This window comes from Methylobacterium sp. 285MFTsu5.1 (assembly GCF_000383455.1).
Classification (GTDB): Bacteria; Pseudomonadota; Alphaproteobacteria; order Rhizobiales; family Beijerinckiaceae; genus Methylobacterium.
Map to the genome: position 1 here is coordinate 354717 of NZ_KB911270.1, position 13418 is coordinate 368134.

Here is a 13418-nt window from a genome sequence, read left to right on the forward strand (position 1 = left end):
GATCGGGTGCGGCGAAGGCCGTCACCCGCAGAGGGGGGGTTAGAAACACGATGGCAGATACGAAGAAGCCGCTCCCAGAGGAGCGGCTTCCGGAGAAACGCTGAGGACGGCGATCAGGCCGTCTGGAGCTGACCGGCGGACTGCTTGCCGCTGCGACGGTCGGTCTCCAGCTCGTACGTGACCTTCTGGCCCTCGTTCAGGCCGCGCAGGCCGGCGCGCTCGACGGCCGAGATGTGGACGAACACGTCCTTGCCGCCGTCATCCGGCTGGATGAAGCCGTAGCCCTTGGTCTCGTTGAACCACTTGACGGTTCCGGTGCTCATGGAAGTCCTTGATCTTCGCAGGCATAGTGAGAGATGGCACCCGCCCGAACGAGGGGGCGCCGGCATCGACCGATAGCGATAGGAAAGTCAGAACCGCCCTGCGAAGGCGTAACGGTCCAAGATATCCGGACACGTGCCGATGCGGTAGAAGTAGACCGCCGGCGGTTCTTTGGCAAGCGCAGAGAAATATTTCCCTCGGCCAGCGCCGCAGCGATGCGGGAAACTCTTTCCGGAAATTCCGGTTGAGCGGCGCCGGAACGGTCGCTTGAACAACGGGATAAGGGATTTCAATACGGCGCGTCCGCGCGAAAGCTGTGCTGCCGACCGGACGATCGGACGCGGCCGACATGCGCCGCGTGACGCGGGTTCGCTCAGGCCGGGACGAGGCGCAGGATCCCTTCGCCGCGCCGGTGGCCGACGGCCGTCACGGCGACCTCGCGCGCACCGCCGGCGGCGACGAGGGCGGCGGCGAGCGCCGCCCCGAACGGCGCCGCCACTTCGAGCCCGTGCCCGATCACGTCCCCGAGGGCGCGCAGGCGCGCGCCCGGTGCGAGCCGCGCCACCGCGCCGCGCTCCTCCGCGGTGATCGGGGCCACGCCGGTAGCGCCGGACAGGACGGTGTCGGGAGCCGAGAGGCCGGCCTGTCGCCAGAGCGTCTCGAGGCTGCCGGCGACACTGCCCGGCGCGCGCCGGGTCCGATCGCTCGCCACTGGCTCCAGCCGGGCCAGGGCGCGGGCGCCGCGCGCCGCGGCGTGGGCGGCGGATTCGAGCATCAGGAAGGCCGCGCAACTCCCGAGGATGAACCCGCCCGCCCCGCCACCGGACTCGCCCCGCGCGAAGACCGGGCGGTAGGCGTCGCGGGCGAGGTAGCCGCCCATCTCGTGGATCACCAGCACGTCCGGCCGCTCGGCGCTGTAGGAGCCGCCGACCAAGATCGCGTCGATCTGGCCCGACGCCACCCGCGCCTGGGCGATCCGCAGGGCGTCGACCCCGGCGGATTCCTCGCCCATGAACGTGCGCGAGGCGCCCGTCACCCCGTGCACGATGGCGATGTTGCCGGCGAGCAGGTTCGAGAGCTGGGCGAGGAACAGGGTCGGGCGGAGATCGTTCTGGAGCCGCTCGTTCAGGTAGGCGCCCGGATCGGCGGCGTCGCGCAGGCCGGTCAGGATCGCTCCGTCCGCCGCGTAGTCGCGCTCACCGCCGCCCGCGGCCACGACGAGGTGGAGCGCCTGCTTGAAGGCGGCGTCGTCCTTCACGCCCGCCGCGTCGAGCGCGAGGCCGGCGGCGTAGACGCCGAGCCGCTGCCACGCCTCCATCTGGCGCTGGTCGCTGCGCTTGGGGATCTGGCCGTCCCAGACGATCGCCGGGGCCGGATGGACCGGATAGGGCGCGAAGGTCTCGCTGTCGGTGCGCGGGGCCGCCTCCCCGGCGAGAGCGGCCAGGTGGGCGTCGACGCCCTCGCCCGCGCAGGAGACGAGGCCGAGGCCGGTGACGACGACGGGGCGGCTCATGGCTGGCTCATGGCTGGCTCAGGGCTCGCGTTCGGCCGGAGCCGGATCGGGGAACAGGCCGATGGTCCGCGCGCGCTCGCGCATCGGCGCGTCGAGTCCGTCCGGGAACGGCATGGTGCGGAAGCGGAGTTCCGCGTCGCACAGCGCCTTGCCGTCGTGGCTGATCGCCGCCCTGGTCACCGCGTAGCCCGAGCCGTCGTGCTCGAGGGTGGCCGTGACGAGGAGGTCCGCGCCGGGCCCGACGAAGGACCGGAAGCGCGCCTTGTCGACCCCGGTGAGGAACGGCATCCGGGCGAAGTCGAGATGGGCGAGTACGAGATACCCGGAGGCCTGGGCCATCGTCTCGGTGAGGAGGACCCCCGGCACGAGGGGATGGCCGGGGAAGTGGCCCTCGAAGACCGGGCTCGCCATCGGCACCCGGGCGAGCGCCTCGATGCGGCCCGCGGCCTTGTCGAGGAGCCGCACGGAGTCGATCATCTCGAAGTATTCGAGGCGCATGACGGGTCGGATCGGCCTCGGTTCAGACCTTGGCGGCCTTCTCGGCCACGAGGCCGTCGATGCGCGCGCACAGGTTCTTGAGGACGAAGTACTCCTCGGCCGGGACCTTGCCCTCGTTGACCTCCTGGGTCCACCGCTCGAGTGGCAGCTTGATCCCGAAAGCCTTGTCGACCGCGAAGGCGATGTCGAGGAAGGCGAGGCTGTCGATGCCGAGGTCGTCGATGGCGTGACTCTCGCGCGTGATCTTGTCCCGCGGGATGTCGGCGGTCTCGGCAATGATGTCGGCCACGCGCTCGAAGGTGGCGCTGCCGTGGGCGGGCTCGTCGGACATGTCTTCTCGCGGGCTGTTCGAGTTCCGGATCGGTCGTGCGGGAGCCCCCTCGCCGCCCGGGCGGCCGCCCGACGCGTGGACGGGGCCTGGAACGCGGCCCGGTCGAATGGCGGCGACCTCTACACGAGGGTGTCAGAAGCGGCAACCGCGGCGCTTCCCCGGCGTTTCAGCGCCTGTCCACAGGCGTGCGCCGCCGGGTGCGGGGACGCGCGTACGCTCCGGACGCGCCGGCCCTAGCTTGACGGCGAGACGAGGCGCGTCCCTAGGAGACCAGACGGATGCCACCGATCACCAAGCCCGCCGCCCCGCCGGCGCGCGTCGAGACGCCGCCCCTGCCGCCGCAGGAGCGCGCGCGCTCCCAGGGAGCGGCCCGGGTCCTGCTGGTCCTGACCCTGACGGCGCTCGGCCTCTGGATCCTGCACGAGTTCCTGCCGGCGCTCGCCTGGGCGGTGGTCCTGGCGATCGCCCTCTGGCCTGTCTACCAGCGGCTCGAGCACCGTTTCCCGCCGGGCAAGCACAACATCCTCCTGCCCACGCTGATGACCGCGGCCGTGGCGCTGGTCTTCCTGGCGCCGCTCGCGATCCTCGGCATCCAGGCCGCCCGCGAGGCCCACGACGTGGCCGAGTTCGTTCGGAACGCCGAGGCGAACGGGGTGCCGGCGCCGGAATTCCTGCAGCACCTGCCCTACGGCGCCGCGCAGGCGACCGCGTGGTGGAACGACAATCTCGGCCACGCGCAGGCGGGCTCCGACCTGCTGCGCCGGTTCGAGAACCACTCGGTGCTCGGGGCCTCCCGCAATGTCGGCCGCGAGGTGCTGCACCGCATCGTCCTGTTCGGCTTCAGCCTCGTGGCGCTGTTCTTCCTGTTCCGCGACTGGCGGACGGTGCGGGACCAGTCGCTCACCGCCTGCCACCGGCTGTTCGGGCCGCGCGGCGAGCGCGTCGCCCGCCAGATGGTGGCCTCCGTGCACGGCACGGTCGACGGGCTGGTGCTGGTCGGCCTCGGCGAGGGCTTCGTGCTCGGGATCGTCTACCACTTCGCGGGCGTGCCCCACCCGGTCCTGCTCGGCGCCTTCACGGCGGTGGCGGCGATGATCCCGTTCGGCGCCGCCGTGGCCATCGCGATCGCGGCGCTCCTCCTGGTGGCGGCCGGGTCGGTGACGGCGGCTCTCGTGGTGGCGGCGGCGGGCCTCGTCGTGACTTTCGTGGCCGACCACTTCATTCGCCCGGCGCTGATCGGCGGCACGACCAAGCTGCCCTTCCTGTGGGTGCTCCTCGGCATCCTCGGCGGCGTCGAGACCTTCGGGCTCCTCGGCCTGTTCCTAGGGCCGGCCGTGATGGCCGCCCTGGTCCTCCTCTGGCGGGAATTCACCGAGGGACAGGACGCGACGGCCTGAGCCGCCGGAGCGGCTAGTCGGCCGCGCTCGTGCCGGCCGCGGCCTCGACTCGGCGCCGGTCCTGGCGCCAGTCGGCCGGCTTCTCGAAGGTGCCGGCCCAGATGCCGCGGCGGGTCGCCCAGGCGTGGCCCTCCTGGCGGATATAGGGAGCCGTCACTTGACGGTTGGCCAGCGCCAGGCCCTGCCCGACCATCCAGGCGGACAGGTCCTCACCGTGGACGTGGCAGATCCCGGTGACGCGACCGGGCACGCCGCCCTCCCGCCGCTCGCACGTGACCGCGCCGCCGCCGATCCGCGCGCGCAGGGCCTGCGCGGCCTTGCTGCCGCAGCGATACTCCTGGCCATTGGCGGTCTCGCAGCGCTGCGCGGTCTCGGGGGCGTCGATACCGTAGAGGTTGATACGCGTGCCCTGCACCTCGATCGTGTCACCGTCGATCACGGTCGCGGGGCCGCTGACCGTCCCGGCCGCGGCCGCGGGGCCGCAGAGGAGGAGCAGGGCGAGCATCGGTCTGATCATAGCGGGAATGTCCACGCGCGTGGCGAGTCAGCTGGTGACGGGGGCGTCGAGGCCGCGACGGTGCCCGGCCAATGTGGCGAATTTGCCGGGTGACCGAATCGGCCTCGCGAGCGCGATGCCGAGTTTCGACCGCCGTGGTTGCCAAAGCGTTCCGCCCGTCGGAGCGAAGCTTGGCAACGGAACGACGGCCCGGAGCCGCTCGTTATGAAACATGACCTTTCTCAAGACCCTGCTGGCCAGCCTGGCCCTGTGCGCGGCTCTCCTCGTCTGGGCCGGCCTCTCGATCGGCCCGGAGCGGCCGACGGACCGGACCAGTCCGGGCCTGACCACCGCCGCGGTGCTGGCCAGCGACGGCATGGGGCCGGACGGTCGACCGGGCGAGCCGGCCGCGGCCCCCGGCGGCCCGGATCGGGGTGATCTGGATCGAGCGGCTCTGGACCGGCTCGCAAAGCGGGTCTCCGGCGAGGTCCGCGACGCGTCCGCCGCGGGGACGCCGGCCGGCTGACCGGTCAGGAATCCGCGCCTCGCCCGCTCAGGTCCGGTACTTGCCGTTGCGCTTGATGAGCACGCGGGTGCCCACCGGCACGCGCTCATACAGGTCGGCGATATCCTCGTTCAGCATCCGAACGCAGCCCGACGACATCTGCTCGCCGATGCTCCAGGGCTCGTTGGTGCCGTGAATGCGGAACAGGATGTCGCGGTTGCCCTGGTAGAGGTAGAGGGCGCGCGCGCCGAGGGGATTGTCGAGGCCGCCCTTGCGGGTGCGCGGCAGGTCGGGATGCAGCGAGACCATCGTGACGGTCGGGCTCCAGTCCGGCCAGACGCCCTTGCGCCCGACCCGCGCCTCGCCCTTCCAGGAGAAGCCGGCCTTGCCGACGCCGACACCGTACTGCATCGCCGTGCCGTCGGCCTGGACCAGGACGAGCTGCCGCTTGTCGATGTCGACCACGATCGTCCCCGGCTGCTCGGGGCCGTTGTAGCTCACCTGCTGGCGGCGGTACTTCGGATCGAGGCGCTGGGTGTCGACCAGCGGAATGTCGAAGGGCTTGTCGGGCTTGCTGCCGACGTACCACGCCGCCTCGTCATCCTGGGCGACCTGGACCGGACGGGTCTGGCAGGCCGCGAGGGGCGCGATCGCCACGACGGCGAGGAGGATTCGCGAGAGAACGATCCGGCGCAGGCGGCTCCAGGCCGAGGGAAGCGTGGCGATCATAGGTCCTGTCGTGCGGGATACGGTCGTCGCGCCATGCCTACCGCCTCTGCGCCTGTGACGATGTAGCTTTTGCGCCGCAGCCGGCCGCGCGCGGGCCGCTCCCACGGCCACGGTTGTGCCCTAATTCTGAATCGCAGCGGTGCTCTACTGCGCCCGGAGCGGAGGTGAACGATGGCCGAGACCGAAACTCTTCCCACCGAGGCGACGGTCGCTCCCGATGTCCCGCTCAGCCCGGCGATACACCTCGATCACTGCGTGATCCACGTGAGCGACTGGGCACGCTCGAACGCCTTCTACCGCGACGTGGTGGGTGCCGAGATCCTCGAGCGCGGTCCCGGCTTCGCCTACCGGTTCGGCGGCGTCCAGCTCAATTGCCACGGGCCGGGCGTCGAGCCGGTACCGGTCGCGGCGAAACCCGTCCAGCCGGGCAACAGCGACCTGTGCTTCCGCTGGTCGGGCGCGATCGAGACCGCCATCGCGCATCTCGAGGCCGCCGGGGTCCCGGTGGAACTCGGCCCGGTGGAGCGGCACGGCGCCGCGGGCGCGGGGATCAGCGTCTACTTCCGGGATCCCGACGGCTCGCTCCTGGAATTCATCACCTACGCGGGATGATCAGCCCCGGCTCTCCGCCAGCGCCTGGTTGGTCTGCTCCAGCCGCAGCGCCAGCACGCGCATCAGGGCGATGCTGATCTGTGGAAACTGGGCCAGCAGTTCCAAGAACACCCCGCGGTCGATACGCAGGGCGGTCACCGCGGATTGCGCCGTCACGGTGGCGGAGCGGGGCTGCTCGGCCAGGATGCCCATCTCACCGACGAGGGCGTCCTGGCCGAGCAGCGCCAGCCGCACCGGGCCGGCGGGACCGTCGATGCTGACGTCCGCCGTACCCGAGAGGATCACGTAGGCCGCATCCGCGACGTCGCCGCGGGCGAAGAAGCGTTGCCCCGGCTCGAAATGCACCCGCTCGCTGGTGAAGGCCAGGAGCTTCAGGCGCGCCGGTTCCACCTCGCGGAACAGCGGCACCTGCTTCAGGGAGGAAACCTCGGTGTCGAGGGTCATTCGGGGGCTCCGCGACGGGTCTCACGCCCAGGACGGCGGGGCCGGACGGGCCCGCTTATCCATGCGGTTCGTCAGGCACTTGTCCAGCCCCGCGCCTTACGCAACCTGTCGGTGTGGTCTCGGCGCCCTCCTGGCATTGTGCCTCGTCCTGTCGCCGGAGCCGGCAGCGGCCCGCCTCGTCAAGGCCGACCTCGCCCGCGTCGCGGTCGCGCCGCCCCCGGGTGCCCGGGCTCCGCTCGACCTCGCCGCCACCGACGCGCGCACCGACCGGCCGACCACCCTCGGGCAGGCCCTGGGCGGCCGCGCGGCCCTTCTGCTGCCGGTGGATTACACCTGCGGGAACGTCTGCGACCCCATGCTGTCCCTGTCGGTGGACGCGCTGGCGGCCACCGGCCTGCCGATCGACGACTACGCCCTCGTGCTGGTCGGGATCGATCCCCGCGACGACGCCGCGGCCGCCCGGCGCATGCTGGCGGAGACGCTCGGGAATCGGGCGGGATCCGTCCGGCCCCGGGCGCTCATCGTGTCGGACGCCGCGCTCGCGCGCCTCACCGGCGCGCTGGGCTATGAAGCTGTCTACGATGCCGGGACCGACAGCTTCGCGCATCCCGCGGCGGCGCTTCTCCTCACCGCCGACGGCCGGGTAGCCCGTGTGCTGTCGCCCCTGGCGCTGACCGGGCGCGACCTGCGCCTCGCCCTGACGGAAGCCGGCGAGGGCCGGGTCGGCAGCATCGCCGACCGGCTCACCCTGCTCTGCTACGGCTACGATGCCGCGCGCGGCGTCTACACGCCCCTCATCCAGCGGATCCTGACGGTGGCCGGGATCGTCACGATCCTGGCGATCGCCCTTCTCGTCGCGGGCCTGACGCGCCTCGCGCACCGGCGCCGGACCTGAGAACGCCCTCGCCCCGCTCAGCGCTTCGTCGAGAGCCCCTGTCCCCCGGGAGGGGGCGCGTCGCGCTTGAGACTGGCATTCAGGTGCGGCGAATCCGTCGGCTCCTCGCGGGTGGTCGGGGTGGCGGAATCTTCCGGCGCCGGCATCGGCGGCAGCGGCGGCGTGTTGGGCTGCGTGGCCTGTGCCCCCGGAGCGGCATCCTTGACCATGTTGCGGTTCGTCATGCGCGAAAACCCTTCTCTCGTGCCGTGAGGCCGCGCCGTCCGCCCGGGACGAGTCGCCGGGCCTCCGGGCCTGTCGGACCCGACGCGGACTTCAACCAAGGTCGAATGTCGACCAACGCGGCACACAAGTCGGGGTTGCTGCCAAGCTTAGCTGTCGGAAGCTTGAGCAGGTCTCGGGACAGGAACCTTGGTTATTGCTGAAGGTTGTTGCGGGGTGAAGCGAAGCCTGAGGAGGAACTGATGGCGTCCGGAAATTCGACCTCGAAGCGAGGCTTTGCCTCGATGGACCTGGAGCGGCAGCGCGAGATCGCCAGCAAGGGCGGCCGCAGCGTTCCGGCCGAGAAGCGCTCCTTCTCGCAGGACCGTGAGCTCGCCTCGTCCGCCGGCCGCAAGGGCGGTCAGTCCACGGGGACCGGCCGGGCCGAGTGAGGCCGCTGCCGTTTCGTACCGCGTAGCGGCGCCGCGTCCCTCGGGACGGGCGCCGTTTTCGTTTCAAGTTTAGGCCGCGGATCGCGATCTAGGGCCGATCCACACAGCATAAAGGCCCCGCCGAGACGGCGGGGCCTTCTGATTTCCAGACCTGTCGGCGCCGATCAGGAAATGCAGCGGCCGGGGGTCATGCGGCGCGCCTCGGGACCGACCAGGGAGCTCAGCGCCGCCTCGCACCCCTCGCGCATGCGCCGTGGCGGCTGCCGCAGGATCGGCTTGATCTCCAGATCCTGCGCCTCGCCGGCCACCGGGGCGTTCCGGCTGTCGAGGCGCTGCACCCCCGCCACCCGCGTCGGGCTGATCGACAGCGACACGGGGCGCATCCCGGGCAGCGGCGCCGAAATGGTCTGCGCGGTCGGGACCGGCATCGTCCACCGATCCGCCGTGTCGCGAACCACCGGCTGGACCAGAACGGTGAGAAGAGCCGCAGGAGCACTCACGCCCAGGATGAAACCAGACCGCAGCATCGCCCCGACCTCATTGAGAGAGCTTGACAGGATGTTCGTACAACGCGCCCTGCAATCGCAGGTTCCTAGACTGTCTCGCGTCTACGAATCCTGAGTATTCGAACGCAGCTCGGCTGTTGGTGCGGCGGCGCACGCCCGCTATCCACAGCCACGGTTCGTGGCAGAAAAAGCACACCTCACGAAAAAGCGCCCATTCTGGAACCTCCCGCGCCGGCACCCGTTCTCTGTGCACCCGGCCACCTGGTCCTCCCCGCATTCCCCTTGTGCATCGGCCGGAACCTTCGCGACGGGCTGGAGCTCTCTCCGGCCCGTTTTTTTGTGCGCGGCGTCCGACGAGGGCGTGCGGACCGACAACAAAAAAAGCCCCGGCGTGAGCCGGGGCTTTTTCGTTGTCGCCACTCTCGGTCGCGGACGCCCCGGGTCACTCCCGGGGGCGAACCGCCAAGCCTGACCTCAGGCCGGATCTCAGGCCGTCAGCTCAGGCCGTCAGCTCAGGCCGTCTTGGCTTCCCGCCGACGGGCGGTCTGCTGGAAGAACAGCGCCTGGCTGATCACCGCCGAGACGTTGGCGGGCTGGAACGGCTTGGCGATCAGGAACGCCGGCTCGGGCCGCTCACCGGTGAGGAAGCGCTCGGGATAGGCGGTGATGAAGATCACCGGCACCTCGAAGGATTTCAGGAGGTCGTTCACGGCGTCGAGGCCGGAGGAGCCGTCGGCGAGCTGGATGTCGGCCAGGATCAGGCCGGGGCGCTTGCCCTCGCCGGCGATCTTGATCGCCTCGGTGCGGGTGCGGGCGACGCCGATGACGTTGTGGCCGAGACCCTCGACCAGCGCCTCCAGATCCATCGCGATCAGGGGCTCGTCCTCGATGATGAGGATCTCGGTCGCCATGTCGGCGGCGAGCTCCCGACCGGCCTCGTCCACGAGGTCGCGAACCTCGGACACGTCGACGCCCAGAATGATCGCCGCGTCCTCCTCGGAGAAGCCCTCGAGGCAGGAGAGCAGGAAGGCCTGGCGCGGCAGCGGGGTGATCTGGCCGAGGCGGACCTCCGCCGGCAGGTCGTGCTGGACCTGCTCGCTGCGGCCGTTGACCGAGAGCGAGTTCCAGATCCGCGTGAAGACGCGGAACAGGTCGGCCTTGATGTTGGTGCTGCGACCGAGCGTGTCCGGCTCGTTGACGAGGGTCTCCAGGGTGGCGGCGACGTACGCGTCACCCGCCACTTGGCTACCCGTGAGCGCGCGCGCGTAGCGGCGCAGGTACGGCAGGTGCTGTACCACGAGTTGCGATGTCGACATTCGATCCCCTGTGCCTCGCCGTGTTGCCCGGCCGCGAACGCCTCGATCCGTCACCGAGGGCCTGCCGGGGCCGGCTTTCTGTCCTGCGCAGCCTACCGCCCAACGCGGAGGCCCGCACTCCGTTCCACCCCCCAGCGGAACCGATGCCGGCGCGCAGGCGTTGCCGGCGCAGCCATGGCGTATGTCGAGCCGCAGCACAATGCGGCCGGGCCGACTTCGGCAACAAGGGGCGTGTTGATGGTGGACCAGGGAAAGGAGGCCGGTCTTCGCGCGCGCGATCCGCACGTCGAGACCGCTTCGGATCGCTTGTCGGAGTCCGAGAACAGCTCCGGCGGTACGGCCGCTTCCGACCCGTCCGACCGCTCCAGGAGCAAGGGCGGCCTCAGCGATCAGACCCGGAACCGCATCGCCGCGCAGCTGCGCGCGATGTACGACACGGTCACGCAGCAGCCCGTACCCGATCGCTTCGCCGAACTGATCGCCAAGCTCGACAGCGCCGACCGCAAGGCCTGAAACCGCTCGTCCCGTCACCGGGACAATCCACCCCTGCAACGGCGCGATGGCAGCGCCGCGATGGAAAAAGCCGCCGCCCTGCGGCGACGGCTCTTCCGTGGGTCCGTGCGCCGGCCCGCTGAACGGGGCCGGCCGCTCCGGCCCTCGGTCAAAGTGTCGGCGAACGGCCCCGCATCAGGCCGACGACGGCCGAGATGGCGAACAGGACGATCGCTACGAAGAAGACCAGCTTGGCCGCCTCCATGGCGGTGCCGGCGATGCCGCCGAACCCAAGCAGAGCGGCCACGAGAGCGACGACGAGAAAAGTTACGGCCCAACCGAGCATGGTTCGTATCCTTAGAAAGTACCAACGCGGGCGGGCCGCGTCGTTCTGAACACGAAAACGCCAAGGTTTCGCTCCGGTTCCGCCCCCATCGCGAAGTCCTGTGAGTCCCCGCGGGCGCGAGCGCCGGCCGCGACATGGGGTGACGGAACGAGACAGGGGCGCTAGCGTTCGAAGATAGGTCTTAAGGCTCGATCCGGGATTTGCGATGCTGCAATCTGCCAAGAGTGCCGTTCGATCGAAGGCCGCCGCGATGGCGGCGCGGGTGACCGAGATCGTCGACAGGGCCGGCGACGCCCTGCGCGCGGCCGCGCTCGGTCTCATGCCGGCACCGGCGCCCGTACCGGTCCGCGTGCGCGCACGCGGACCGCGCCGGCAGGATTGATCGCGGGACGCGCGCGACCCCGGAGCGGACGCGACCCCGTCCGCGTCCCTCACAGGCGCCGGACAGCATCACCCCTGCGTCAGGATCACCGGCAGGACAGCGGGCAGGTCCTGCCGCCACCCCAGAATGCCTCGCACCGCGGCCTCGCATCCCCTAGGCCTTGAGGGCGATTGCCACGCGGCCGCGAACCGTCCAAGGAACCGCCGTATCGATCGCACGGGATCGCGATGGCGGACACCGACGAGACCACCCTGACCTTCGATCCGTCGATGCCTCCGGCCGGCCGGCTGGACCGGGTCGCGCCACTGATCCGCCGGCGGGTCGCGCCGAACGGAGGCCCGTTCACGGCGAGCGGCACCTGCACCTACGTGGTGGGCCAGGATCGCGTCGCGGTGATCGATCCGGGCCCGGACGATCCGGCCCATGTCGAGGCGCTGCTTCGGGATCTCGGCACCGAGCGGGTCGAGGCCATCGTGGTCACCCACACCCATCGGGATCACTCGCCCGGAGCAAGGCTGCTCGCCGCGCGCACCGGCGCGCCGATCGTCGGATGCGCGCCGCACAGGGCCGCGCGGGCCCTGTCGGAAGCGGAGACCCCGATGCTCGACGCGAGCGCCGACCGGGCGCACGCGCCGGAACGGATCATGGTGGAGGGCGACGCCGTGTCCGGCCCGGGCTGGACCCTCGTGGCCGTCGAGACCCCCGGGCACACGATGAACCATCTCGCCTTCGCGCTGCCGGAGGCGCGGGTGCTGTTCTCGGGCGACCACGTCATGGCGTGGTCGACCACGATCGTGGCGCCGCCCGACGGCGCGATGCGGGCCTACATGGACTCCCTCGACAAGCTGCGCGGGCGCGACGAGACGGTCTACTGGCCGGGCCATGGCGGACCGGTGCGCGAGCCCGCCCGGTTCCTCCGCGGGCTCGCCGGGCATCGCCGCCAGCGCGAGGCGGCGATCCGCGCGCGGCTGGCCGCCGGCGACGGGCGGATCGCCGACATCGTCGCTGCGATCTACCAGGGGCTCGATCCCCGGCTCCGCGGCGCGGCGGCGCTGTCGGTCTTCGCCCACCTGGAGGATCTGGTCGGACGTGGGCTCGCGTCCTGCGACGGCGCCCCCCGCCTCGACGGCACCTACGCGCCGGCCTGAGAGGCGCGGCGGCTCACTTCACCGCGAGAGCGAGGTTGGCGACGTCGTCGAGATAGGCCCGGATCCGGTCGGCATTGCTGCCGAAATCGCGGCCGCCGAGCCGCGAGGCCGAGCGCACGTCGATCCGCGCCCCGTCGGCGCGGGGGCGGATGCGCACGGTGACATCGTCCGGCAGGTTGAGGACCAGCCCCCGCGCCACGGCCTCGATCCGGCCGTTCCCGGTCCGGCCGCCCGGCCGGATCGCCTCGACGATCTGCCAGTGCCGCTTCAGGGCAGCCTGCCGGGCGAGTTCGAAGGCCTCGTCGGCGCCGATATCGAGGGTCAGCGGCGCGATCTGCGGGTAGGCGCCGCGCTGGCTCTCGCGCGCAGCCGGGCTCGGGTCCGCCGGGTAGCGCCCGCCGCGGGCCGCGAAGGCCGCCCGCGAGCGCGAGAAGGCCGGCGGATTGTCGATGTCGGTGGTGATGTCCGAGAGGGCGGGAAGACGCAGGCCGCGCAGGCCCAGGAAGGCGGGGTAGCCGAGAACCGCCAGCGCCAGGATCAATCCGGCGAGGGCGGCCCCGAGACCGCGGGCGCCCTCGCGCCAGACCCGCACGAAGGCGAAGATCGCGGCCGCAGCCGCCAGCAGCGCGACGCCGAGCCCGGCCACGAGCGCCACGAGGGCGGCGTCCGTGTCGGAGCGCGGATCCCGGACGAGGACCAGGGCGATCCCGGTGGCGATGACGGAGAACACGGCGAGCCGCCGGGCCAGCGGCCCCGCGCGGGTCACGGGTTCCTCGATGAGCAGGCGGCGCATGGGGATCATGAAGGCGTTCGAGGCCCGATCTTAGAGCTTGG

Annotated in this window: 20 protein-coding genes; 8 read left to right on the top strand and 12 right to left on the bottom strand. The window is 71.4% G+C overall.

Annotated elements, in window-relative coordinates:
• Positions 1–113: 113 nt before the first annotated feature.
• The 4 genes from H288_RS0101740 to H288_RS0101755 form a co-directional block, all read right to left on the bottom strand.
• Positions 114–323 (bottom strand): cold-shock protein, encoded by a 210-nt coding sequence (locus H288_RS0101740; RefSeq protein WP_020090869.1) that lies wholly within the window; start codon positions 321–323, stop codon positions 114–116.
• Between the two features lie 371 nt (positions 324–694).
• Complete coding sequence (locus tag H288_RS0101745) at positions 695–1834, bottom strand: beta-ketoacyl-ACP synthase (RefSeq protein WP_020090870.1); 1140 nt, start codon at positions 1832–1834, stop codon at positions 695–697.
• A gap of 18 nt (positions 1835–1852) precedes the next feature.
• Positions 1853–2332, bottom strand: coding sequence for a 3-hydroxyacyl-ACP dehydratase FabZ family protein (locus tag H288_RS0101750; RefSeq protein ID WP_020090871.1), 480 nt, complete (start codon positions 2330–2332; stop codon positions 1853–1855).
• Positions 2333–2354: 22 nt separating this feature from the next.
• On the bottom strand, positions 2355–2663 hold the full coding sequence (locus H288_RS0101755; RefSeq protein ID WP_020090872.1) for an acyl carrier protein: 309 nt from the start codon (positions 2661–2663) through the stop codon (positions 2355–2357).
• A gap of 278 nt (positions 2664–2941) precedes the next feature.
• On the opposite strand from H288_RS0101755, the gene H288_RS0101760 reads away from it, so the two are divergent.
• The gene (locus tag H288_RS0101760) at positions 2942–4060 is read left to right on the top strand and encodes an AI-2E family transporter (RefSeq protein WP_020090873.1); all 1119 of its coding nucleotides are present in this window, start codon (positions 2942–2944) and stop codon (positions 4058–4060) included.
• 13 nt (positions 4061–4073) lie between these two features.
• Here H288_RS0101760 and H288_RS0101765 read toward each other — a convergent pair whose 3' ends face one another.
• Positions 4074–4577 (bottom strand): thermonuclease family protein, encoded by a 504-nt coding sequence (locus H288_RS0101765; protein ID WP_026604576.1) that lies wholly within the window; start codon positions 4575–4577, stop codon positions 4074–4076.
• A 211-nt stretch (positions 4578–4788) separates the two neighbouring features.
• Here H288_RS0101765 and H288_RS0101770 point away from each other — a divergent pair, with 211 nt between their 5' ends.
• Positions 4789–5082: a hypothetical protein gene (locus H288_RS0101770; protein WP_020090875.1), complete on the top strand. Its 294-nt coding sequence runs from the start codon at positions 4789–4791 to the stop codon at positions 5080–5082.
• A gap of 27 nt (positions 5083–5109) precedes the next feature.
• Here the strand turns inward: H288_RS0101770 and H288_RS0101775 are convergent, their stop codons facing one another.
• Positions 5110–5790 (bottom strand): L,D-transpeptidase, encoded by a 681-nt coding sequence (locus tag H288_RS0101775; protein ID WP_020090876.1) that lies wholly within the window; start codon positions 5788–5790, stop codon positions 5110–5112.
• 171 nt (positions 5791–5961) lie between these two features.
• Here H288_RS0101775 and H288_RS0101780 point away from each other — a divergent pair, with 171 nt between their 5' ends.
• Entirely contained in the window at positions 5962–6402 is a 441-nt protein-coding gene (locus H288_RS0101780; RefSeq protein WP_020090877.1) for a VOC family protein, read from the top strand.
• Here H288_RS0101780 and H288_RS0101785 read toward each other — a convergent pair whose 3' ends face one another.
• A complete protein-coding gene (locus tag H288_RS0101785) occupies positions 6403–6846 on the bottom strand; it encodes a Crp/Fnr family transcriptional regulator (protein WP_020090878.1) in 444 nt (147 codons plus the stop codon).
• 136 nt (positions 6847–6982) lie between these two features.
• Here H288_RS0101785 and H288_RS0101790 point away from each other — a divergent pair, with 136 nt between their 5' ends.
• The gene (locus H288_RS0101790) at positions 6983–7741 is read left to right on the top strand and encodes an electron transporter (protein ID WP_020090879.1); all 759 of its coding nucleotides are present in this window, start codon (positions 6983–6985) and stop codon (positions 7739–7741) included.
• Positions 7742–7758: 17 nt separating this feature from the next.
• On the opposite strand, the gene H288_RS0101795 is transcribed toward H288_RS0101790, so the two are convergent.
• Positions 7759–7965, bottom strand: coding sequence for a hypothetical protein (locus tag H288_RS0101795; RefSeq protein ID WP_020090880.1), 207 nt, complete (start codon positions 7963–7965; stop codon positions 7759–7761).
• Between the two features lie 240 nt (positions 7966–8205).
• Here H288_RS0101795 and H288_RS0101800 point away from each other — a divergent pair, with 240 nt between their 5' ends.
• Positions 8206–8394 carry a KGG domain-containing protein gene (locus H288_RS0101800; RefSeq protein ID WP_010683678.1) on the top strand — a complete coding sequence of 63 codons (189 nt, stop codon included), beginning with the start codon at positions 8206–8208 and terminating at the stop codon, positions 8392–8394.
• A gap of 164 nt (positions 8395–8558) precedes the next feature.
• Here H288_RS0101800 and H288_RS0101805 read toward each other — a convergent pair whose 3' ends face one another.
• The gene (locus H288_RS0101805) at positions 8559–8822 is read right to left on the bottom strand and encodes a hypothetical protein (RefSeq protein WP_020090882.1); all 264 of its coding nucleotides are present in this window, start codon (positions 8820–8822) and stop codon (positions 8559–8561) included.
• 590 nt (positions 8823–9412) lie between these two features.
• A complete protein-coding gene (locus tag H288_RS0101810; protein ID WP_012321915.1) occupies positions 9413–10216 on the bottom strand; it encodes a response regulator in 804 nt (267 codons plus the stop codon).
• Between the two features lie 174 nt (positions 10217–10390).
• Here H288_RS0101810 and H288_RS0101815 point away from each other — a divergent pair, with 174 nt between their 5' ends.
• Positions 10391–10729 carry a NepR family anti-sigma factor gene (locus H288_RS0101815; protein WP_234081943.1) on the top strand — a complete coding sequence of 113 codons (339 nt, stop codon included), beginning with the start codon at positions 10391–10393 and terminating at the stop codon, positions 10727–10729.
• 148 nt (positions 10730–10877) lie between these two features.
• Here the strand turns inward: H288_RS0101815 and H288_RS33710 are convergent, their stop codons facing one another.
• Positions 10878–11054, bottom strand: a complete 177-nt coding sequence (locus tag H288_RS33710) for a DUF1328 domain-containing protein (RefSeq protein ID WP_007568853.1) — start codon at positions 11052–11054, stop codon at positions 10878–10880.
• 205 nt (positions 11055–11259) lie between these two features.
• On the opposite strand from H288_RS33710, the gene H288_RS35520 reads away from it, so the two are divergent.
• Together H288_RS35520 and H288_RS0101830 are read left to right on the top strand one after the other, a co-directional pair.
• A complete protein-coding gene (locus tag H288_RS35520) occupies positions 11260–11436 on the top strand; it encodes a hypothetical protein (protein ID WP_020090884.1) in 177 nt (58 codons plus the stop codon).
• Between the two features lie 227 nt (positions 11437–11663).
• Entirely contained in the window at positions 11664–12584 is a 921-nt protein-coding gene (locus tag H288_RS0101830) for an MBL fold metallo-hydrolase (RefSeq protein ID WP_020090885.1), read from the top strand.
• 13 nt (positions 12585–12597) lie between these two features.
• Here H288_RS0101830 and H288_RS0101835 read toward each other — a convergent pair whose 3' ends face one another.
• Positions 12598–13377, bottom strand: a complete 780-nt coding sequence (locus H288_RS0101835) for a DUF1499 domain-containing protein (RefSeq protein ID WP_026604580.1) — start codon at positions 13375–13377, stop codon at positions 12598–12600.
• Between the last annotated feature and the right edge of the window lie 41 nt (positions 13378–13418).